Source organism: Ruegeria sp. SCP10 (genome assembly GCF_040329495.1).
Taxonomy (GTDB): domain Bacteria; phylum Pseudomonadota; class Alphaproteobacteria; order Rhodobacterales; family Rhodobacteraceae; genus Ruegeria.
Genome location: NZ_JBDZYF010000003.1, coordinates 234,674 through 255,988, shown reverse-complemented (window position 1 = coordinate 255,988; position 21,315 = coordinate 234,674). Strand labels below are relative to the sequence as shown.

The 21,315-nt window shown below is 53.9% G+C and carries 16 protein-coding genes, 1 pseudogene and 1 riboswitch; of the genes and pseudogenes, 5 read left to right on the top strand and 12 right to left on the bottom strand.

Going from position 1 to position 21,315, the window contains the following annotated elements:
- Window positions 1-22: 22 nt before the first annotated feature.
- The gene (locus ABLN87_RS10285) at window positions 23-472 is read right to left on the bottom strand and encodes an Lrp/AsnC family transcriptional regulator (protein ID WP_353009789.1); all 450 of its coding nucleotides are present in this window, start codon (window positions 470-472) and stop codon (window positions 23-25) included.
- 360 nt (window positions 473-832) lie between these two features.
- On the opposite strand from ABLN87_RS10285, the gene ABLN87_RS10280 reads away from it, so the two are divergent.
- Complete coding sequence (locus ABLN87_RS10280) at window positions 833-1,975, top strand: M24 family metallopeptidase (protein ID WP_353009786.1); 1,143 nt, start codon at window positions 833-835, stop codon at window positions 1,973-1,975.
- Window positions 1,975-2,769: a maleate cis-trans isomerase family protein gene (locus ABLN87_RS10275; RefSeq protein ID WP_353009783.1), complete on the top strand. Its 795-nt coding sequence runs from the start codon at window positions 1,975-1,977 to the stop codon at window positions 2,767-2,769. Before ABLN87_RS10280 ends, ABLN87_RS10275 begins: the two co-directional genes overlap by 1 nt.
- A 19-nt stretch (window positions 2,770-2,788) precedes the next feature.
- On the opposite strand, the gene ABLN87_RS10270 is transcribed toward ABLN87_RS10275, so the two are convergent.
- From ABLN87_RS10270 to speB, 4 genes and pseudogenes are all read right to left on the bottom strand, one after another.
- The gene (locus ABLN87_RS10270; protein ID WP_353009780.1) at window positions 2,789-3,046 is read right to left on the bottom strand and encodes a hypothetical protein; all 258 of its coding nucleotides are present in this window, start codon (window positions 3,044-3,046) and stop codon (window positions 2,789-2,791) included.
- Between the two features lie 72 nt (window positions 3,047-3,118).
- Window positions 3,119-4,276: pseudogene (locus ABLN87_RS10265) on the bottom strand (tyrosinase family protein); the annotation flags it as partial.
- 12 nt (window positions 4,277-4,288) lie between these two features.
- The gene (locus ABLN87_RS10260; RefSeq protein ID WP_353009777.1) at window positions 4,289-4,537 is read right to left on the bottom strand and encodes a hypothetical protein; all 249 of its coding nucleotides are present in this window, start codon (window positions 4,535-4,537) and stop codon (window positions 4,289-4,291) included.
- A gap of 111 nt (window positions 4,538-4,648) precedes the next feature.
- Window positions 4,649-5,611, bottom strand: a complete 963-nt coding sequence (gene speB, locus ABLN87_RS10255) for an agmatinase (RefSeq protein WP_353010256.1) — start codon at window positions 5,609-5,611, stop codon at window positions 4,649-4,651.
- Window positions 5,612-5,770: 159 nt separating this feature from the next.
- A riboswitch (cobalamin riboswitch) is annotated at window positions 5,771-5,976 on the top strand.
- A gap of 126 nt (window positions 5,977-6,102) precedes the next feature.
- On the opposite strand from speB, the gene ABLN87_RS10250 reads away from it, so the two are divergent.
- Both ABLN87_RS10250 and ABLN87_RS10245 read left to right on the top strand, forming a co-directional pair.
- Entirely contained in the window at window positions 6,103-6,414 is a 312-nt protein-coding gene (locus ABLN87_RS10250; protein WP_353009774.1) for a hypothetical protein, read from the top strand.
- A gap of 189 nt (window positions 6,415-6,603) precedes the next feature.
- Window positions 6,604-7,224, top strand: a complete 621-nt coding sequence (locus ABLN87_RS10245; protein WP_353009771.1) for an HD domain-containing protein — start codon at window positions 6,604-6,606, stop codon at window positions 7,222-7,224.
- 190 nt (window positions 7,225-7,414) lie between these two features.
- Here the strand turns inward: ABLN87_RS10245 and ABLN87_RS10240 are convergent, their stop codons facing one another.
- The 6 genes from ABLN87_RS10240 to ABLN87_RS10215 form a co-directional block, all read right to left on the bottom strand.
- A complete protein-coding gene (locus tag ABLN87_RS10240) occupies window positions 7,415-8,233 on the bottom strand; it encodes a PP2C family protein-serine/threonine phosphatase (RefSeq protein WP_353009768.1) in 819 nt (272 codons plus the stop codon).
- A 79-nt stretch (window positions 8,234-8,312) separates the two neighbouring features.
- Window positions 8,313-10,148 (bottom strand): serine/threonine protein kinase, encoded by a 1,836-nt coding sequence (locus tag ABLN87_RS10235; RefSeq protein ID WP_353009765.1) that lies wholly within the window; start codon window positions 10,146-10,148, stop codon window positions 8,313-8,315.
- Window positions 10,149-10,249: 101 nt separating this feature from the next.
- Complete coding sequence (locus ABLN87_RS10230; RefSeq protein ID WP_353009762.1) at window positions 10,250-11,896, bottom strand: phosphate ABC transporter substrate-binding/OmpA family protein; 1,647 nt, start codon at window positions 11,894-11,896, stop codon at window positions 10,250-10,252.
- A 79-nt stretch (window positions 11,897-11,975) separates the two neighbouring features.
- Window positions 11,976-13,592, bottom strand: a complete 1,617-nt coding sequence (locus ABLN87_RS10225; RefSeq protein WP_353009759.1) for a phosphate ABC transporter substrate-binding/OmpA family protein — start codon at window positions 13,590-13,592, stop codon at window positions 11,976-11,978.
- A gap of 141 nt (window positions 13,593-13,733) precedes the next feature.
- Window positions 13,734-14,546, bottom strand: coding sequence for a type IV pili methyl-accepting chemotaxis transducer N-terminal domain-containing protein (locus ABLN87_RS10220; protein ID WP_353009756.1), 813 nt, complete (start codon window positions 14,544-14,546; stop codon window positions 13,734-13,736).
- A 337-nt stretch (window positions 14,547-14,883) separates the two neighbouring features.
- Window positions 14,884-15,705, bottom strand: a complete 822-nt coding sequence (locus ABLN87_RS10215) for an FHA domain-containing protein (protein WP_353009753.1) — start codon at window positions 15,703-15,705, stop codon at window positions 14,884-14,886.
- Between the two features lie 831 nt (window positions 15,706-16,536).
- Here ABLN87_RS10215 and ABLN87_RS10210 point away from each other — a divergent pair.
- Window positions 16,537-19,575: an AAA family ATPase gene (locus tag ABLN87_RS10210; protein WP_353009750.1), complete on the top strand. Its 3,039-nt coding sequence runs from the start codon at window positions 16,537-16,539 to the stop codon at window positions 19,573-19,575.
- Between the two features lie 53 nt (window positions 19,576-19,628).
- On the opposite strand, the gene ABLN87_RS10205 is transcribed toward ABLN87_RS10210, so the two are convergent.
- Complete coding sequence (locus tag ABLN87_RS10205) at window positions 19,629-21,224, bottom strand: GMC family oxidoreductase (RefSeq protein WP_353009747.1); 1,596 nt, start codon at window positions 21,222-21,224, stop codon at window positions 19,629-19,631.
- Window positions 21,225-21,315: the final 91 nt, after the last annotated feature.

Sequence of the window (21,315 nt, the reverse complement as noted above, 5' to 3'; positions counted from 1 at the left end):
TCCGGGCGGCGCAATCGCGCCGTCACAGGATATCAAGCGATACTTTTACACGGTCCATAACAATGGAAGAGGTGAACCCGTTCACATTGGAATCGTCAAAAAAATATTCCTGCGTAAACGCCTCATATTCCTTAATGTCCGCTACAACGACGATCACAACAAAATCTGCCTCACCTGTCGTATAGTAGCATTGCTGGACCGCCGGGCTGTTCCGCATCAACCGCTTGAAATTGTCCAGATGCAAACGGCTTTCCCGAACCAACTTAACTTCGACGATAACCGTCAGTTCCCGCCCAAGCTTGGGCGGCGAGAGAACCGCAATCTCTTTCTCGATTACGCCCGTTTCGCGTAGCTTTTTTAAACGTTTCTGAACCGCCGGGGTCGACAAACCGATTTCCAAACCCAAGGATTCGGCGGTTTGACGTGCGTTTTTCTGCACCAGCGCGAGCAGCTCTAAGTCTTTGTCATCCATGCGATTACAATGCTCTTACTTGGCGCCACTGGCAACGCGAAACCTCATCTACCAAATAGAATTCGACGTTAAACCTCGCCATCATTGTCTACGATGACGGCAGAATGTTTCCTGAATAAATGCTCAATCCAGCGCACCACCGAAGCCATGTTTGCAGAAACAAACCCAAAAAATGCAGTTAAGTCTTTGCATCTGAGGGACGGTTTTGTCCTGAACGACAAGCGTATTTCCAACTCCCCCACCATGATGAATTCATATCAAAGGTTGCTTTGCGAATTGTATGCTGGCTCATGAGGCATGCACGTCGCCCAACCCTTTGTGGAACGATGTCACAGGACCAAACGCGCAAGGAAGCCATATATGTTTGACGAAAGGCTGTCCCGGTTTCAAACCAAACTGGCCAAGGCGGGAATCGACATCGCACTGATCACCGATGACGACAATGTCTACTACCTGACTGGGTATTATGACTATCTGCATATGGAGTTTGGCCGTCCAACCATATTGGCAATACCAAAGGATGGTCCTTCGCTTCTGATCACCCCGACGATTGATCTGAATGCAGCCAAGTACTCTGCGCGTGTGGACCGGATCGCAGCCTGGAACGATGGAATGGCCGAAGAATGGCGCGCGGAACTGCCCAACGCGGTCACAAACGCCACCAAAGTTGGGATTGAACCGGACCATATGCCGCCCATGGTACGCGCATACGTGGAGGAGCTTGTCGGAACCGACCGATTGGCCAGTGCGACCCCGATCCTGACCGATATGCGAATGATCAAGTCACCTTACGAGCTGCAACTGGCCCGTCACGCGGGTGAGGTCGCTTCGACCATGGTGGCGGCAGGTCGGGCAGCCATTGGGGATGGGGTGCCCGAGTATGAGGTCGCGATTGCCACCTCGCAAGCAGGAACCCGCAAAGCGGCAGAACTTTTGGCGGCGCATTATGAAGACAGCGACATGTCGCCCAACATACATTTCCTGCAGATTTTGGCCTCGGGCGATCAACTGACCAAGACCCATCATCGCGCCACAAACCGTATTATGCGCCATGGCGAGCCGGTGTTTATGTGTTTCTGCGGGTTAACCAATTTTCACCGGTTCAAGGTCGGATTTGACCGCATGTTCTGGATCGGCGATCCCGACCCAAAGCAGGTCGCAATCTACGAGGTCGCCGTCGCCAGCCAACAGGCTGCGCTGGATGCGCTCAAACCCGGTGTGACCGCAGAAACTGTGCATGCCACCTATGCCGAAGTCATTCAGGACGCCGGGTTTGAATATCCGTTCCGTTGCGGCCGGGCTACAGGTTTCAGCTTTCTTGAGGCACCGCAGCTGGTAACCGGGGACGAGACTGTCATTCAGCCCGGTATGGTCTTTGCCGTCGATGGCGCGGTTGCGACCGATGACTTTCGCGCACAGGTTGGAGACACATTCATCGTTACCGAAACCGGCTGGGAACAGGTTACACATCACCCCAAGGCAATTGAGGAGGTCATCGTCTGATGTTTAAGACCGGAGATACTGTACACTCGATACCTCGCACGCCGCTTATGGGCGGCGGTATCGCTCATCGTGGCAGCTTGGGTTTCATTTTGATGTCGACCGATCTTGCCAGCGAGGCGGATTTGAATGCGATGGCCCCCGAAGGTGTGGGCATTCATATCACCCGCCTGAAGACTGACGACTATACAACAAATGAAACCCTGGCACGCCACATCGATCACATGGCCGACGCAGCCTCGCGCCTACAGCCCGACGTGAAACCATCCGTTATCAGCTATAGCTGCACGTCGGGATCGATTGTGTGCCGCGAAGAGAACGTCTTTCGAGAAATCCGCAAAGGAGCGCCATATGCGCAACCGATGTGCATTGTCACTGGCGTCATGGACGCCCTGCGTGAGGTTGGTGCCAAAAAGATCGTCGTTGGCACACCTTATCTGGATGACGTCAACACCGCCGAGGCCGAGTATCTATTGGCCGCAGGTTTCGATGTTCTGGACATTCAAGGCCTGTGTCTTGCAACCGGTGTTGAGTTCGGCAAGGTCGAGCCATCTTATTGGAAAGAATTCGCCCTAGAGATCGACCAGCCCGAAGCCGATGCAATCTTTTTGTCCTGTGGGGGTATCAGATCATTGGAAGTGGTGGATGAGATTGAACAGGCAGCAGGCAAACCGGTCATCACATCGAACCAGGCGCAATTCTGGTCCTGTCTACGCCGCGCCGGAATTATGGATAAGCTTGAGGGTTTCGGACAAATCTTCGAACATCCCGGCAGGCATCTAAGCAAAACTGGTTAAGTTCTTCAAATTCCAAGCACTACTCAATCTCAGATACATCGAGATTCAGCTCTTTGAAACCGCTTCCTTCTTCAATACGAATTTGAACGCGATCCCCCACTGAAAGCTTCAGATCATCAGTATCCGAAGGCAGTCGAAACAACAGCATTGCACGTTCCTGTGCCGTCGATCCGACCCCTCTGCCATACAAAGTTGCGCTGCCGATCTGACGCTCATTCTCGTTTGCATCAATATGCCAGGCCTGCAAAAAACCACCCGCTTCCGGGACACGGCGCAACCAGATCCTTAGAACCCTGTCTTTGACAGCTTTATCCGTAAGTCTAACGTCCAAGGATCCGGCTCCACCCGTTTAGTTTTTGGCATAGGTGCGCAAGGAACACTGATCATAAACCAGCGCCTCGGGCGCGACGGCCTCACCTTTGTCATCCAGCGTAACAAGGTAAATCTTCAGGTCTTTTACAGTCTTTTTTCGGCCAATAAAGCGCCGCAAGCCGCGCGTGATGTCCAGCCGATACCGCGTATGTTCATATCTGAGCGGATGCTTGTATCTTTGGTCATAATCGTCGCGGACGGCCAAGGCCGGGTTACAATGGCCCGGCGCACCCGGGCAGGTTCCGTGACCAAAAAAGACAAGGCGCCCTGCATAGCTTTTGTCTTTGTACCCTGTCGAAGCATCGCAACTGGCGTTGTCGACATAGGCGCGCAGCTCAAAGCTTTCAGTCGGCGGACGCATGCGATGGAATTCAAGTTCCGCCCTGACAAACCCGGCTTTCACCATGCCGAGCCGAACCTCGGTCACGTTGCTGGCCGCCGCTGACAAAGTCGCCTCGGGCGCGCTGTCTGCGGTGCCCAAAGCGCCAATCGCGGCTTCGACGGAATCCTCGGAATAGATGTAGCGAAGTGAGGTTTCCGCATCGATCAGATCGCGGCCCACCCGACCGTCATATACAACTGTGTCCAGAACATGCTGTGGAATATTGGCGGCGGGCCACAGCGCCTGCCAATCTGCCCAAACCTTGTCGCACATCGCATGGTGCAGCCAGAAAACGGGATCGTAAGACGCGGACACTGTGCTGCCCATATCTCCAATCGAGCGGGGCAATGGCGACGATGTATCCGTGCCACCCGTTAAAACGTGGATACCGCCATGAGCCGCAAAGTTGAAGTCGGCCTGGAAGGCTTCAAAGTTTGGATTGGTCAGGTAACGCTCAACCTCATCCTCAAGCAACGGGATATTGCTGCGCAGGCGCGTTGTGTATCTGCGTGTGAAGATCTCATCACCAGTCAAACCCAGGGCAATGCTACGATAGAGGCTGTGTGCGCGGGCCAGCGGGTTTGGAACATCATCCCCGGCACTGTTTGTATAGGTCGCATCGTCCACTACTTTCGGCAGCCCGTTCGAGGCGTGCGTCGCTGTGGCAAACTGCCTCCAATCCCAATAGGGAAGCGTAGGTTCGAGTTCGTCGTCCACGCGCCACCGTTTCAGCGCGCTGTTAAGTGCTTTTTCGAATGAATAGACCTAGGACCGGCGCCAGGTCAGAAACGTGCGGTCATCGTCATGGCAAAGGTCTTGATCATAACCATGCCCGCGCGCCAGAGCGAAATATCCGCGCTGATCACCCAGCGCGATGTCAGAGATTTCGTACATCGCAGCATAGGCGTCGCGCAGGTCCTGAATATCTTCCTCGCGCAATCTGATCAGGTCGAAACGGATCATCGGCAACCCGGCTTGTTTTCTTAAAAAGTTCAGTTTGGCAATCGTTGTCATCTAAAAATCCCCCTTAAGGAGTGCTTCAATGCGCCCAGTATAGCATAAAACCACCGCCGATGGCGGTGGCAGGCTCAAACGCTCGGCACAACTAGATGACGATTGGCGGATCTAACGCTGCTCTTTCTCGTGCAGCACGCGCCCGATGATGTTCATTAGCAACTGGGCGGCAAGGATTTGGGTGGAGCTGGTGGCGTCATAATCCGGGGCAACTTCAACCAGATCGAGACCAACAATGTCGCCCTGCTTGGCCAAACCTGCCAATAGCTCTAGCACTTCGTAGTAGATGAACCCACCATGGCTTGGTGTACCTGTACCTGGGGCGATGGATGGGTCGAAGGCATCAATGTCGATAGTCACATAATACCGCGCGCCTTTGGGAATGCGGGCCAGCATCCCATCGACTCCCATCTTGCGGAATTGCCGGACAGATTGGATGTCTGATCCCATGGCGCGGGCATCCACATAGCCATCCTTGGCGGTGGACGACACATTGCGAATGCCGATCTGACTAAGCCCGGTGACATAGGATTTTTCAGCGGCGCGGCGCATCGGGTTTCCATGGCCATAGCGCACCCCATGCCGTTCATCGACAAAATCCAGATGCGCATCAATTTGCACCACATGGATCGGTTCCTGATCATCAAAGGCATTTATGCAGGGGATGTTGATCGAATGATCGCCGCCCAAGACGACCGGTAGCGCCCCCGCCTCCAGTATTTTGCGCACCCCAAACTCGATATTTGCGTGGCTTTTCATCGTGTCGGTATGCACGATATCCGCGTCCCCGATATCGACAATGGTTACTTTGGCCGGATCCAGATAGGTGACATCATCTTCGTGATCATAGGCCCCTGCATGCCCGAATGAGAACAGCGTCGACGCCTCACGGATCGCGCGTGGCCCCATCCGCGCCCCGGACCGCCATTGACAGCCAAAATCAAACGGGGCGCCAAGAACCGCAACGTCGGCGTCAATCGCACCCCAATCCTCGACATACGGATATTTGCCAAAGGTGCAGATGCCAACAAATGGTAGGTTCAATCGGCCGGAGTCGTAGCCATGGTTCGACATATGAGGGTTCTTTCTGTTCAGATCTTCAACATTTGCGAACATTAAGGCACCCGAATGCCACGCTCTGTAAAGACCCCTAACGATCGAACCCGCTTTGACAAGCCTTTTCCCGCGATGATCAGATTGCATCCGAACCCAATGGACATAGTGATTTGCGTATGAGACAGTAAACGAGATGGTGTCCGGCTCAGCTTGAGTCGGCTGAAAAGGGAACACGGTGCGGGTTCATACCCAACTCCGTGACTGCCCCCGCAACTGTAAGCGGTGAGCGACCCCGTTGAAAACCACTGAGCCCTAGAGCTCGGGAAGGAACGGGAAAGCGTTGACCCGCAAGTCAGGAGACCTGCCATCTACGGTGTGTGATGCCATGCGCCGCAGTCAACTTGAACCCGGGCGGGGTGCCTTGGGAACGGCAGAGACGACCGAAGGACCAAGCGTCCCCGGCACATCACCGTGACCAGCCACACTCCTCCCCTTGCGCGGAGGGCGCGATGTTATTGGAACGGACGATTATTCAACTCGATACAGGCCCCATGCCTGCGGATGAAGCACGTCAGATGGGACAGCTTGGCTATATGCAATGGATCGCGGGTGTTCCAGGCAATGCCAGCTATGCAGTAGCTGCGAGGCATGCTTACGAAACAGCTGCACCATTTATGAATCACTCACCTGCCGTTGCAGCGTTCTGCGACTTGCTTCTGACTTCGCTGGAACAGCCGTTCAAACCTTTGCCACTCGCCATGCCAAAACGTGAAAGGCGCGGCGGCGCACAGGCCCGCCGATCCTTTCGCATGCCGCTGTGACTAAAACGGGCTGCGGGATCATCGCACAGCTTTGTGCTCTTGGACGACGTCGAACGCTAAGCTCCGGCGACTACAGCTTTCACCGACACAACAGGTTTGATTTGCCGAGTCCGGTGTTTGCGTGGATAGTCCAGAATTGTACGCTTGCTTGCGCCCGCTGACCCACACGTAAACGCCAAAGGACATGCTATGGACCAGGTGAAATTCACGCAGATGAAGGACGGGGACAAAGAGGATTACACCTTCCTCGATACTCTGGAGCGTGAGTACTGCAAAGGAACGGCAGATCGTTTGCTGGAGGCAATGGAACGGCTCGACAAAAGCCTGTCCGGCTATCAAGTCACACGTCTTGGCCATTCGGTGCAATCGGCCACCCGCGCCTGGTTTGACGGGGCAGACATAGATTGGATCGTTGGCGCCCTGCTGCATGATATCGGTGACATATACGCGCCGCATAATCACGATGAATATGCGGCCTCAATCCTCAAACCTTTCCTGCGCGAACAGGTCACGTGGTGTGTGCACACCCATGGGGATTTTCAGCTTGTTTACTTCGGACAGCACGTAGGCGCGAACCCCGAAAAACGCCAAGCTCATCGTGACAGCATCTATTTCGATGACTGTACCGAGTTCTGCGAACGCTGGGATCAATCCAGCTTTGATCCCGCTTATCCCAGCAAACCACTGTCTTTCTTTGCAGATATGGTGCGTGAGGTGTTTGATCGAACACCCTATGATCCGGCTGTAGTTCAACCTGGCGTCCGGGTTCCGCTCACCGATGACGCCGTTGCAGAAACGAGACGGGCGTAGGATGTATTCGATTTAGTTAAATCACAGCCTGCTTTGTTCAAACATGCGGAGTTGGTAGAGGTGATTTGCTCCTTGTTCAGCGCAAAACGGGCCAATCGCCACTACGAAAATCGAAGGATTCAGTTGTGGCAAGTCAGGTTGCAAAAATGCAGATGCGCCACGATATCAGTTCAACGCCCGCTATCAACGCCTAAGAACAAACCTTTGCAACAGAAAAAGCTATGTTGTCCTGATCGGGATCATCAAGGCCAATCAAGGCTCTGATCAGCGCGTCCGCAATAGCGTCGCAACCCGCTTCATAGTTGCGCGTGACGACCTCTTGAATGTCCTTGTCTTCTAGAAACTGAAGCCCATCCGAAGCTGCAATGAGAACATCATCTGACAGAAGCTGAAACGGGTCTGAGGGGCAATCGATCTTTGCGATGTCGCCACCATGTATGACCGATGTAAGCATGTTTCTGTCGGGATGATTTCGGGCCAAATCGGGATCCAACATGCCAAGTTTCGCCATCATATCGATTTGTGGCGCCATTGAATGATCCTCGTTCAGCTGTATTAGCTCGCCAGACCGCCAGAGATAGAGCGGCGAGTCCCCGACGGAAAACCAAAACGCGCGATCTTCGATGCAGATCAATATGAGAAGCGTAGCTCCCATTCCCCTTACATTCAGATCGTTGCGACTGGCTTCGAAAATCTGCTTGTTCGCGCGTTCGGCACTGTCATGCAAGAATGCGACGACTTCTGAATTTGATGAGTCTTTGTTCAGCCCGGCGGCCAACCAGCCTTTCATCACCTCACAAACGATCAGGTTAGAGGCAACATCCCCTGCCGCGTGGCCACCCATGCCATCTGCCAGGACCACGAACCCTATGTCCGATCCGATCGGCTTTTCAGAAAGAATGGCATCTTCCTGATACTCACGGGCACCCTGGTTAATCACGGTTGAAATATCGAAGACATCACGCAGGCGTTCCTCCGCCTGTTGAAATCTGGGCTCGTGAACTTGCATCAGATATCTTTCAGAATGAGACACTTGAATTTCCTTCAAGGCAATGTAGGCGGCTCGTAATTATAAGAGCCGCCAAGCATTAATGCGTAAGTGGCAGATCCACTGATTGCAGTTCGCCATTCCGCGCGATGGTCAGCAACGCAAGCTCGGCACCTGTACTGCTAAGCTCTTCGAACAACTGGGTAATACCGTTCTCACCCTCGACCGAAATCTGCGAAGCGGTTTCTGACACGACAATATCGCCCACGCGAACTGATTTGGCCGAAGCCGGAGCGCGCAATACCTTGCTGACCCATTTCCCATTGCCATTGGTGACCGTAATGAACTGAACTCCGTTTGTGAGCTCAACCACCTTACCAGTTTGAAGGGTCAGGTTCTTTTCAGAAACCGGGCTATCTTCTTCGGTTCTGACCCGCATATCCACCAGAATCTCGCCACTTTCGGGATTAGCCTCACGTGATTGGATTGCACGAATGATCGAGTTGTCATCCACCACCAAATGACCATTTACGGAATAGATGATCGTGCCGGATTTCAACCAATCTGTTGTCGCCTGATCAAGGTCAGATCGCACCAGCGATACCATCGAGAACCTGCCCTGCGGCTGCGATGTTGTAACGGTCGCAAACGGCAGATCCACAGCGGGGCCAGTCCACGCTATCCAGTTTGAACCTGTCGTCACTGGTTCCGAAGCAACACTCTCCACCGCTGGCTCTGCGACTACAGGCTGGGGTTCCGGCTCCTGTGCCGTCGCGCTGCCGCTTTCGGGCTCTTCATCGGTGGCTGGTTGCGGAGCCGCCTGCTGGGTATCAGCAATCGCGACCACATCCTGATCCGCTTCTCCGCCCTGGCTGAAATAGTACCCTGCTCCACCGATTACTCCGGCGACGATCAGCGCGATCATCAGCATAGAGTTTGAACGTTTGCGCGGCGCTTTGCTGTTAACCGCGACCTTATCGTTGAAGTCGACCGCAGCGACCGGTTCGGGCTTCGCTTCGATCGGCATCCTTTCTTCAATCGCATCCTGCCATTCCTGAACAGATTGGAACCTGTCTTCAGGCGGGATACTCAGGGCACGATCAATCGCTCGCAAAAAACTGACAGGATAACCCTCAACCGCACCTTCAAGCGGTTCGTAGCAATCTTTGCCATTCTGGGCCAAAGCCGCCAACCGGGTCTGGCTGTCCTGCGGCGCAGCCCCTTTGATGACATGATAAAACGTAGCCGCCAGCGCATAAAGATCGCTCGACTGATCCTGTTCCGCGCCTTGCAGATAAAACTCTTGCGGCGAATACCCTTCCTTTACGACCCTCAGCATCGACATTGCGCGGTCAGATTTGGCGGCGCTCTCACGGGCGGCGCCGAAATCGATAATCATCGGTTCGCCGTCTTGGTTGATCAGAATGTTGTCTGGCGAGATATCCCGGTGCAGCATGCCTTCGCTATGGATGAAACCAATGGCTTCCAGCGTGGTGCGCAACAGCCGCTCAACCTCTTCGGGCGGTATCGTCTTACGTTCTTCGATCGTGTCCAGAAGATCTTTGCCCTCGATGAAATCGATCGCCATATAGGCGGTCTCATTGTCTCTGAACACCTGGTGGACACCTGCGATGTTCGGATGCACAAGTTTTGACTGATTGCGCGCTTCTTTTTCAAAGGATTTCACCAGCGCTTCGTACGAGGATGTATGCGACTGGGACCGCGGGCGAACCGCGGTCTGGCTGCGACGGCAGATCGCCTCGGGGAAGCATTCCTTGATCACGATCGTGCGCTCAAGGCTGTCCTTGGCAAGGTAGGTGATGCCAAAGCCACCGCTGTTGAGAAACCGCATGATCGTGTATTGACCGGACAGCAATTTGGTACCCGGGGCAAGCTCGTCCGGGAACTGATCGTTTGTGTGGGCTGATTGTACCATAAGAAACACTTACCTTGCTGTAGCCGGATGCAGACGCGCCCGTGCTTTTTTTGCGACCGATGCTTGAGGGAAACTGACCTCAGAAACCGCAGTTTTGTTCATTATCCACCCCATGCGCGTAACTCCGCATCAGGGCTGCTCACTTCACTCCAGACTTCGACACGGCGGTTCTTTGCACGACCCACTGGGTTGGTGTTGCATGCAACCGGGGCCATTTCCCCATAACCGCGCACTTCGATCACTGTGCTAACGGGACCGTTGGCTTCCATGCTTGATGTAAGCTCTGTCAGGACCTGCTTGGCGCGGGCGAGCGAGAGCTGACGGTTCTTTCCGTAGCTGCCGCCAGCATCAGCAAATCCCGCCAAGACGATTTTGTGGGGTTCGACGTCGCGGATATATTCGGCAATCCGCTCGATATCCCGTTTCGCCTTGTTGTCCAGAAACGAAGACCCAGGCGAGAAGCGGAAGGTTGTCGACAGACGTGTGGTTGTCAGCTTGTCACTCACATACGAGCGGAGTTCGGACGCATTGGCCGAGACCGTCATCTCGGCAACGTCTGATTTTAGTCTGGCAAACTTCTCGTCTTCACTCTGAGCGATAACCGAAAGGCTGGTGATGCCGGATTTGGACACGAACCCATCTATTCTCGGGCTGTCCAGAAATTCGACCAATGCCGTGCCCACACCCGAAAGATCGCTGCCGTTGTATACGGTCACCCGATTCTGCAGCCCATATTCCTCAGTCTTCATTGAAAACTGGTTGGGCAGATGAATGATTCCGCATTCACTGCGCAACGGCACCGGGCGTGAATCGCGAATACTCGAAAACCGCATGACGGCGAAGCCATATGGATCAGTTTCAATCGCTCGGGAAAGCTCTCGGTTCGAGTTTACGATGTTGCCATCGGCCAGAAAATCGCGTTCGAAGGGCGAAAGGATAAGCCCCTCGACTCTGTGAAACGCTTCCGAATTTTGCGGTAACGTGTAGACGTTGATCTTGTGATCGGGTCCGCCAAACTGGGTCCAATTTACAATCTCACCCGACAGGATTTGCGATATCTGCTCGATTGTCAGAGACAACAGATCGTTCTCGGGATTGACAGTAGCCGTATAGCCATCAACCGCCAGAACATGTTCCTGCTGAAATGAGGTCAGCTCGCCCAGACCGCTTTTTCTGGCCTGCGTATTGTTCTGAGACGAGACCGGTTCTTCGCTGACGATCAGATCACTTTCACGGGTCATCAGGGATTCAAAGAGGTTCTGACCCGAAGCCTCTTTCACAAGAATGCTGTGAACTGGGCTGGCCTCTTCATCCATGATAAGAATGTCGAAAGCATCAGATCCGATCGCGCCAGAGACTGTATCGTCTTGCCCAAAGGCATGCTGTTCGCCCAGAGGTACACCTTGCAGATCAAAAACATCCGAGAAGAGTTCCTGTTCAGCGGCAAAACCTTCGGCAAGCAAGGGAAGAAGGATGTCTGCCAAACCGGCGCCACCAGCCACAACGAGGTCGGTATCTGTTGGTAGGCTTGCCGGGCAAGCCGCGCCACTGCAGTGAAACTCTGCTGTATTGAGGGATAGAACCCCGACATTCGATCGTACGATGAACTTGCCGGGTTGGATCGTAACCAGCTCGCCAGTCACTGACCTAGAGCCGTCTTTCGAGGTCAACGTTACTTCCTGCGCAAGCCCCGAAGACGCGATGCAACCAAAGGCTATTGCTGCAGCATATTTTGACCAACTTTTCATACTCGCCTCGAACCCTGAAGAAACTACACCTGTGATGCGCAAGCCGCGACGTGATCGCCGCGGCTTGCCTTTTCTCACCTTAACCGGCGATCCATACTTCGACGCGGCGGTTGATCGCGCGGCCACGTGGGCTGTCATTGCAGGCGACAGGCTCAAGTTCGCCATAACCAGCTGCCTTCAGGGTGATCCCGTCCAGTTCGCCACCGGTGGCAACCTCGACCAGATGATCCAACGCAGCCTGAGCACGTTCCTGTGAAATCAGCAGGTTCGAGTCGAAGGGACCTTTGTTGTCGGTGAACCCGACGATCACAACTTCGCTCGGCTTGGTTTCGGCCAGGTAACGCACCATGCGCGTCAGGTCGCGCTCGGCTTTGTTGTCGAAACGCTTCGATCCCGGAGCAAAACGGAACGTTGTCGACAGACGGGCGTGGGTGTTCATGTTTTTCAGCAGATCTTCGACAAGCTCTGCCTCATACTCATTCTCACCCTCTTCCAGTTCGGCGACCAGACGTTCTGCGGCGCGCTCCTGGCTGTCCGAGGTGATCGACAGGTCGATATAGCCTGCTTTGGCAACAAGGCCGTCCAGGCTGCCATCATCCAGGAAATCAACCAGTTCACGGGCATAGCCGTCGATATCCGAGCGGTTATAGGCCACGACACGTTCCTGCAGATAGTATTCCTCGGTTTTCAGATTGAAGAGGCTGGGGTCCTGAACAATCCCGCAGGTTGTGCGCAGCGGAACTGCCCGTGCATCGCGCTTAGCAGCGTAGTTGACGATACCGAAGCCAGCCACATCTTCCATGATCGCGGTCGTCAATTCCGTGCGGTCGTGCACAATGCTCGACTCGTTCGTCAGCGTCTTATCGGACTTCTTGAACAGAAGCTTTTCGATGTGATGATACGCTTCGGTATCAGGGTCGAACGAGTAGACATGGATGGGTGCATCCGAACCGCCAACCTCGGACCAGTTTGTGATATCACCGGACATGATGTCACGAGCCTGCTTGACGCTCAGATCGGGGATCTGGTTCAGCGGGTTCACGATCATCGCAAATCCGTCCACCGCGATAACACGCTCCTGATCAAAGTCGCGCAGATTGCCGCCACTGCTCTCGGACACAATCGAGCGATCAGCCTTACGAGCAGAGGTTTCGGTAAAGATGATCGAGGCATCTTTCTTGGCAAGACGCTCGAACAGGCGTGCACCATTGGCTGTATGGATACCAAATGTGGCAACATCATCGCCTTCCAGATCGGTCAGCAGCAATGCAAAGTCATGCTCCTCGCCGTATTTGTGGTCACCCACGTCAACGGTCTCGGTATCTACCGGCTCTCCGTTTTCGTCATAAAGCTGCGCCTCTGCTTCCAAAGCGGCAGCGGCATATCCTTCTGCGATAATCGGAACCAGAACTTCTGCGATCTCATCGGGAGCAGAGATTTCAAGGTCATAGACATAAGTCTGTTCGGTCGGGCAAGCCTCACCTTCGCAGGTCACCAAGTCCTGATTGATCACAAACTCGCCGATATCCGTTTCGACCAGATACTTACCGTCTTTTGACGATAGAAGATTGCCGATCACGTCGATATTGCTGTCCTTCCCAATCAGGCGAACCTCTTGTGCAAATGACGCGGTGGTGACAGCGCCTGAGATGATCGATGCGGCAACACAAAGCCGTGTGAAGGGTGAATTTAACATTTTAACTCCTCGAGTTAGCACTCATTTGGTATTTTTCTGATGCATGTTTTTGGGCATCAAAGTAGTCGCAATTTGGTTTTGCTACGGGTTCCGTTCAGGTGCTGTAGTTTGGGGCCAAATCACGCGAAACATGGTTAGCGTTCAGGAATCCAGCTTGATGGCCTCTTCATAGAGAAGCGCGGCCTTTTCGGACTCGATTTCAAGCACATCCATCTCGGCACAGAAGTGAGTCACGTCATCGACGTTTGGCACATCCACGCTATCAAGCTGCTCGACAACCGGCTGCAGTTTTGCCCAATGGGTCTGAACTTCGGTCAAGGCTTCAAGCGCCGCGTTGCTTGGCGGTTTCGCCATCGTGATCGAACTGCTTCCACCTTCAATTAGAACGTCGACAATCTTGCCGAACTTTTTGGCGTTCTTCTTGAATTTCTTGTGGTGCTCTTCGGTGTCCTGACCTGTTGCTGCCAGTGCGATTTCCTTGCAGATCTTCTGTGTCAGCATTCTCTGACGTCCTGCAAAGTCCAATGCCAGCGCCAGTGCCAGATCGATATCCACGTCGCCATAGGCCTCTTCCAGCTTACGAACGACTTCGTGGCAGGTTTTTTCCAGAACCTCATCATTGTCGATAATCAGGTGCAGATGCTCATCATCCACCTTTCCCGCCTCGATGATCTCTTCGATCGCCTTGCGGTAAGGCATCCAAAGCTCTTCGACCTCTTTCAGCGCGTTGTTCACGGAAACGAACCGCTCACGGTCAACGCCCGAAGATCCCTTGCCCTCGCGAAAGCCCAGCAGAATGTCGTCAAACTCGTCATGGGCTTCTTGCAGTTCAGCAAGATCCTTTTCAACTTCGGCACCAAGGCTTAGCAGTACAACTGCCTTCGCAACCTTCTCTGTCAAGAAACTCAGTTTGTCTGCGGCCAGTATGCGATGCGCAACCTGCCCTGCAGCCATCGCCAGCGCACTTCCCCCCACGGGTACTATCGCGACACATGCAGCCAACGATGCGCTGTTAAGAAATACTCGTCGGTTCATTTCCATAGTGACTAACCTTACCTTTTCTCACTTTTTACCCACCGATTGTGTTAACAATGACGAGAAATTGAGCTGTATTGTGGTTGGCCCAAGAAAAGTTTGTGTTGATTTCTTGACTTACCTTAAGATCGAACTACGCGTTGAAATTATTCAATATTTTTCGACTGTCGTTATCAATCTGATGCGCAGAACGAAGAAAAGCACCCCACATCTATGCGAAGCGCTCTTCTTTAAGGAGAGTTTAATTTAGATCAACTCAACCTTCTTGCCAGTCGAACTCATCATCGCAAAACGCGGTGAAGCGCATCGTGGTGTCGCTGATGCGAATATCGTCGCCACTCGACAATGGAACCGTGCTAAGCACGGGGCCCGAATTCAGGCGAACCAAGTTCGCTTTACCCCCATGACCCAAATAGCACTTTCGAGCTTCTGGGTCATAAGCGATAACCGCGTGGTTGCTGCGAGAGATACCGTTGTCGCCAAAATCGAGTTGGATGGCTTGATCGTCATTCCGACCGATCTGCATCAATCCACCTGTGAGCATCACACTTGTTCCACGGCCGGGGCCTTTGGTCACAACCAACCAACCGACCGGGTAGGCTTCGTGTTGTTGGGTATTGTTTTTCACAGGCTCCGCGGTTTTTAGAATGTCTTCGATCGGATCCGCCTGGTTGCCAAAGCCCAAGAAAGTTGTTTTGACCCGCCGGCTGCGTTTTGCATCCGAAGCAGTGGCTTCAGGGTCCTCGACACTTTCGCCGGGCACCTCATGAGGATCGGGCATCGGAGCCGGTTCAACTACCTCAGGCGCTGGAGTATCGAGGACATCTTGCACGTTCGGCGTATTCAGCGCCTCCAGTCTTTCCGCAAACGCCAAAGATGCAATCGCATCCGATCCGGCCAACTGTATTTCGGATTGAAGGGTCACTTCCGCCTGAGGCGTTTCAGGTTCTGTAAGTTCAGAATTCAATTCTGAATCTTCGACAACGACGGCACCGCTATCGACCGTTTCGTCTTCGGCGACGCTGGGCACATTGGTTCCATCAAGAATACGGCTGAGCGGGCTTTTGTATTTGAACATCTGTTTCACCATCTAACTTTTCACAACACTTGGACCAATCCTATGATGGCCAAACGCGACTGGACGTAGGAGCAAGGCTCGCATCAGGTCCAAGTTCAGACGAGTTAGCGAGTACAACAACCACCCCAGAATCCGGCGCCAACCCAAGGAATCCCTTCAATGTGCCCAAAGTTTGTTTTCTTCCTGCCTTCATTGGGGAATTGATTAAGATAGAAGTAGCGCCCCGAAATCACCGTTTTCGCCCATGGAGCGGGCGAGCAGACTGAATGAGAACGGCCTGCATTTTCACTTTTTTGATTTCAGCATGACAGACGACCTGCCCTCTTATGGTTGAACCCGGCAGAGAGTTGCGCGCTATTGCAGGATTGCGGGTTAGAGGTGTTGCAAATGCAGGATCGTCGTCCACAATCCTTGAAAAACTTCACTATTGGCGGAACAACCGCCTTCATCAGTGTTTCGAATTTGTCGACAATTTATCTAATTTAAAGCATTATATCGAAATACACTATGCTTTGGCCTGGAAGACCGGGCCGAGCATATTTGGAAGATCGCACTAACGGGGGAACGTGCAATCAGATATCTCATTCCCGGATTCTGGCCCCGAATTGGGATTTAGATACCTAACAGTCTTGGTTTTGATACCTTTCAAAACGACACCGCTGTAACCAATACCTGTTTCCCTGTGTGCAGAGTCAAAAAGACCCTGAGGAAGCTGGCCAGATGAGTGAAGTAATATGTAAGCAGTGTGGAGTTCCTTCCCAGGCTGGTGGGAATTTCTGTTCAGGCTGCGGTGCCCGCATCGGAGAAGCCAGCGAAGCACGATCCCAATACATGACCGTTCTCTTCGTTGATCTCGTTGGTTCTACGGATGCGACACAGCATTTTGGTAGCGAAGCCATGTTCGAGGTCATCCAGAGCTTTCAAAGCCAGTGCCAGCAGGAAATCCAGAGTGCGGGCGGCTTTGTTGCGAAATATTTGGGCGACGGCGCCATGGCCTATTTTGGGTATCCAAGGTCGATCAAAAACAGCGCCGCCACTGCAGTTGCGTGCGCAATTAAGATCATCGAAATCGCCTCTGCCCTGAAGATAAAAGGAAAGCTCTTGCAAGCCTGCTGTGGCATCGCAACCGGATGGAGCGTTGTAAACATCGTGCGCGCCGGCGAGGCGGCTCAGGAAGCATTAGCTATCGGTAACGCGGTGAACCGCGCTGCGCGACTGCAATCGCTGGCGAGCCCAAGCAGCATCTTCTTTTCATCCGAGGTCAGGCGATCCATTGATCAGGCGGCGCTTAATCTTAGAGAGGTTGGCGAGACAGCGCTCAAAGGCTTTCGCAATCCCATTGATGTTTGGGCGATTGACGTTCCGCACCTGACCGGTGATCAGGCCATGCTGGCGACAGGCAGTATCCTGAATGACCAACAAGGTTTTCAGGATCAACCTGCGCTTTGGGACGGGCAAGTAGAATTGAACCCGGTCGGACAGCCGATGCTGGGCCGCTCTGACCTGATGAGCCAGATCAGCACTTGTTACGCCGACGCTGCATCGGGCCGCTTTGTATTTGCAGATGTTATGGCCCCCGGAGGCTATGGCAAGACAATGCTGGCCGAGCAATTCCTGGCATCAGTTCCGGATGCAAACGTCATACGCGTCGTGGGATCCCTTCACCGCAGTGAACAGAGTTTTGCATGTTTCAACGCCGCAATACGTACGTTGATCGCTCAAGAACAGAACGGGACGGACCCGGCCGCATCCCTCGAGGAATGGGCCCCGGAAGGTATGCTAGACGGTCTTCAGCGCCTCTTGAATATGTCGCAAATACCTGTCGCCCCAATCGTCCGCCAAGGCCGGATCACAGAAGCATTGCAAGCAATACTCGAACGCGAGCTTGCCAAGGGACCGCTTATATTGTTCATCGACGATGCCCAATGGCTTGATGAGGATTCTGTTGCATTCCTTACCCTGCTTTCGCAGGTTTTTCGCAACCAGCCGCTGTTTTTGCTGGCGACACACAGGCTGGAAGGGCGAAATCTGCAGGTGGAAGCAGACTTGCGTATCGATCTGACCCCACTTGCAGATCACGATGCGGGCAGACTGATAGGTTTTCTCGATCCAGATACCCGGCTCAACCAATCAACACGCGACAAAATAATCGAACGCGCGAATGGCATACCGCTTTATGTGTACCACTACACGATGACCCTGCTGGAGCAGCCGCAAGCCAGTATCGAGGCAGCCATACCGCAAACCCTGATCGAAGCGCTGCAGCAACGGCTAGATGTCGATGAGGATGAAAGGCAGTTGGTCGAGGTCGTCGCCGTCCTTCAGGACTATGCAACAACGGACGTGGCTGCTGCCATGATGAACCAACCATTACACGAGGTGCAAAAGACCACGGACACGCTTGTCTATCGCAGTTTGCTTCAGCAAAGGGGGGCCAACGAGCTTGCGTTCGATCATGCGCTGCTGCGCGATGCGGTCGTCACATCCATGTTGAACACGCGCGCCCGCAAGCTGCACCGGGACGCGCTGCAGGCCTATCGGGCGATTTCACCCGAATCTCTAGTGGCCAATCCGATCATCGAAGCAAAGCACTTAATGGGGTGCGAAGACTATGCGCAGGCCATCCCGAAACTGGACGAGGCCGCTCAGGTAGCAACCATGCGCGGTGAGATCGCCGAAAGCGTGCGTGTAATCAAGATTGCCAAAGGGTTGCTTGACAAAATCAACGACCGGGACCTGCACGACCGCCTGGAACTGTCGACCGAAGTTGCGCTTGGAAACGCGCTGGTTCAGCAGGAAGGGTTCGGCTCTCCTCGGGTCGCGGCGGCCTATGGCAACGCGCAGACGCTTTGCGAAGCCATCGCCGGGGGTGGTGAGATCGAGTTCCAGATTGCCTGGGGCATCTGGACCCATCTGGAGACTGTATCGGATGTGTCGGGCGCGGCACGCATGGTTGATCGCATGGAACGGATCGCCATGACCGAGCCGAGACTGGAGGTTGTGTCAAGTTCGGCGCGTTCGGTCCTGTGCTTCAATATGGGTGAGTTCGCGGGTCAGGAAGCAGCCTATCGGCGCACGAAGGAACTGTATGACTTTGAACGGCACAGCTCGCAGGCCATGACGTATTCAATGGACTTTCTGGAATTGGCCAATCTTTTCAGGGCGCATGGGCGTTTCATGGCAGGCGACGCCGACGGCTGGGAACAAACGATTGCATCGACACACTCGCATCGGGAACGGCTGGGTATTCCTCCGCTGGAACCCTATATCAGGATTTTCGGTACGGCATCGCGGTGCTACGCCCCAAGTAGCGTACCGATTCAGGAAGAGCTGAAAAGCGCCAGGGGCCTGGCTGAGACATTTGGACAACCATTCTGGATTGTCGGTGCAAATCTCTGGTTGTCGGCGTCACGCTACCATAACGAAAGCCCCGCCGCCGCGCTTTCGGAACTGGAGGCCGCCGTAGGTGAGGCACGTGCTCTGGGCATAGAAATATTTACCAGATACCACGAAGCATTGCTCGCGCATGCCTATGCGTGCGTGGGGCGACATGAAGACGCCGAAGGATTGTGGGCGACGATTGACACGCCCGAAAACGCCCAAGGCAATACAATGATTTGGCCCGAAATTCTGCGGCTGCGCGCGGAATCTCGCTATCTGGCAAAAGCGCCTGCAGATGTACTGGTGAGAGATTTGGACCACGCAGAACAAATGGCCCGAGATATCAGGTCACTTGCCTGGCTGGCCCATATTCTAAACAGCCGCAGACGTCTGCAACTGTCTTCATCCGAAGAAGTTCTGTCAGCAATTCAAGAGATTATGCCAAGCGGCGCGGAACGCCATCCTTCATTCAAGCTACTTCTAGAGTAGTTTTGATCTGCCCGCCTGACGGGGGCAAACCCCAACTTAGATCAGTCCGCGCATTAGGCATCTGCCAAGACAAGATCGCTTGCTTTTTCACCGATCATAATCGCCGGAGCATTGGTGTTGCCACTGACGATTTCGGGCATGATCGAGCAATCCGCGACGCGCAGGTTCGATATTCCATGGACCTTCAGTTTTGCATCGACAACTGATGTCTCGGCCTGTCCCATCGCGCAGGTACCTGTCGGGTGATAGATTGAAGCGGTGTTCGATCTGGCCCAATCTAATGTACCTTCATAATCGTCAAGGCTCAGCTCTGCCGACGGTCGAAACTCCTCAGAAATCTTCGAGGCAAGTGGATTCTGCTTGGCGATCCGCCGAGCGATGTTCACCGCGTCGACCATGGTACGGCAATCGGTTTCTGTTGATAGGTAGTTCGGTATGATTTTGACATGCGTGGATGGATCGGGGCCGTTTAACCTAAGCTCCCCGCGGCTTTCCGGGCGCAACTGGCAAACAGACATTGTGAAGGCTGAAAACGGGTGCACGCCTTCACCCGGGCTATCGGCGGACCAGGGTTGGACATGGAATTGAATATCCGGCGTTTCTACATCTGGGCGGGTTTTAATGAAACCTGTGGCCAGGCTGGCCGCCATGGTCATCGGGCCCGCGCGGAAAAGGGCGTATTTTAATGCGATACGCGCTTGATTGAATAGGCTGCGCACCTCGTCATTCAACGTGGGCTCATTGCATTTGAAGACCAGCCGAGCCTGAAGATGATCCTGAAGACCTTTGCCAACACCCGGCAGCGCGTGCAGTGGTTCAACGCCGTTTTCCTTGAGGTGATCCGGGTCTCCGATCCCTGACAACATCAAAATCTGCGGCGAGTTGATCGCCCCACCTGACAGGATAATCTCGCGCCGCACTTTCAGAGTGTGCTCCACCCCAGATCTATCCCGGTACACCAACCCAACGGCCTTTTTGCCGTCCAGGATCACGCGCGATACCAAAGCCTTGGTGATGATGTTCAGGTTCTGGCGATTGCGAATGGGCTTCAGATAGGCGACGGCAGCACTACAACGGCGACCATTGCGCGTGGTCAGCTGAAAATACCCAACGCCCTCCTGTTCGGCGCCGTTGTAGTCGGGATTAAAGGGATAGCCTTCGGCCTGTGCGGCGGTGACCCATGCGTCACAGATTGGGCGCTGAATGCGCATGTTGGACACAGACAAGGGCCCGCCAACACCGTGGAATTCGTCCACACCCCGCTCCTGGTCTTCGCTGCGTTTGAACAAGGGCAACACATCGTCCCAGCCCCAGCCTTCATTGCCCATCTGGCGCCAACGGTCATAGTCTTCTTTTTGTCCGCGGACATATAGCAACCCGTTCAGCGAAGATGAGCCACCCAAGACCTTGCCGCGCGGCCAGTCGATGGATCGACCGTTCAGGCCGGGGTCGGGTTCGGTGCGATAACACCAGTCAACTGACGGATTGTGCATCGTTTTGAAATACCCGACGGGAATGTGAATCCACGGATTTGTATCGCGCCCGCCGGCCTCTAGCAGAGCCACTGTGCTCTTGGGATCAGCGCTGAGCCGATTGGCAACAACGCAGCCCGCAGACCCCGCGCCAACAACCGCATAATCCACTTCCATGACTGCCTCCTCCAAAGTCGCTGAAAAAAACTCTATGCAAGATGCAAGAATTATACTAGCATTTTTTGATACAAATAGTCTCATTATTTGC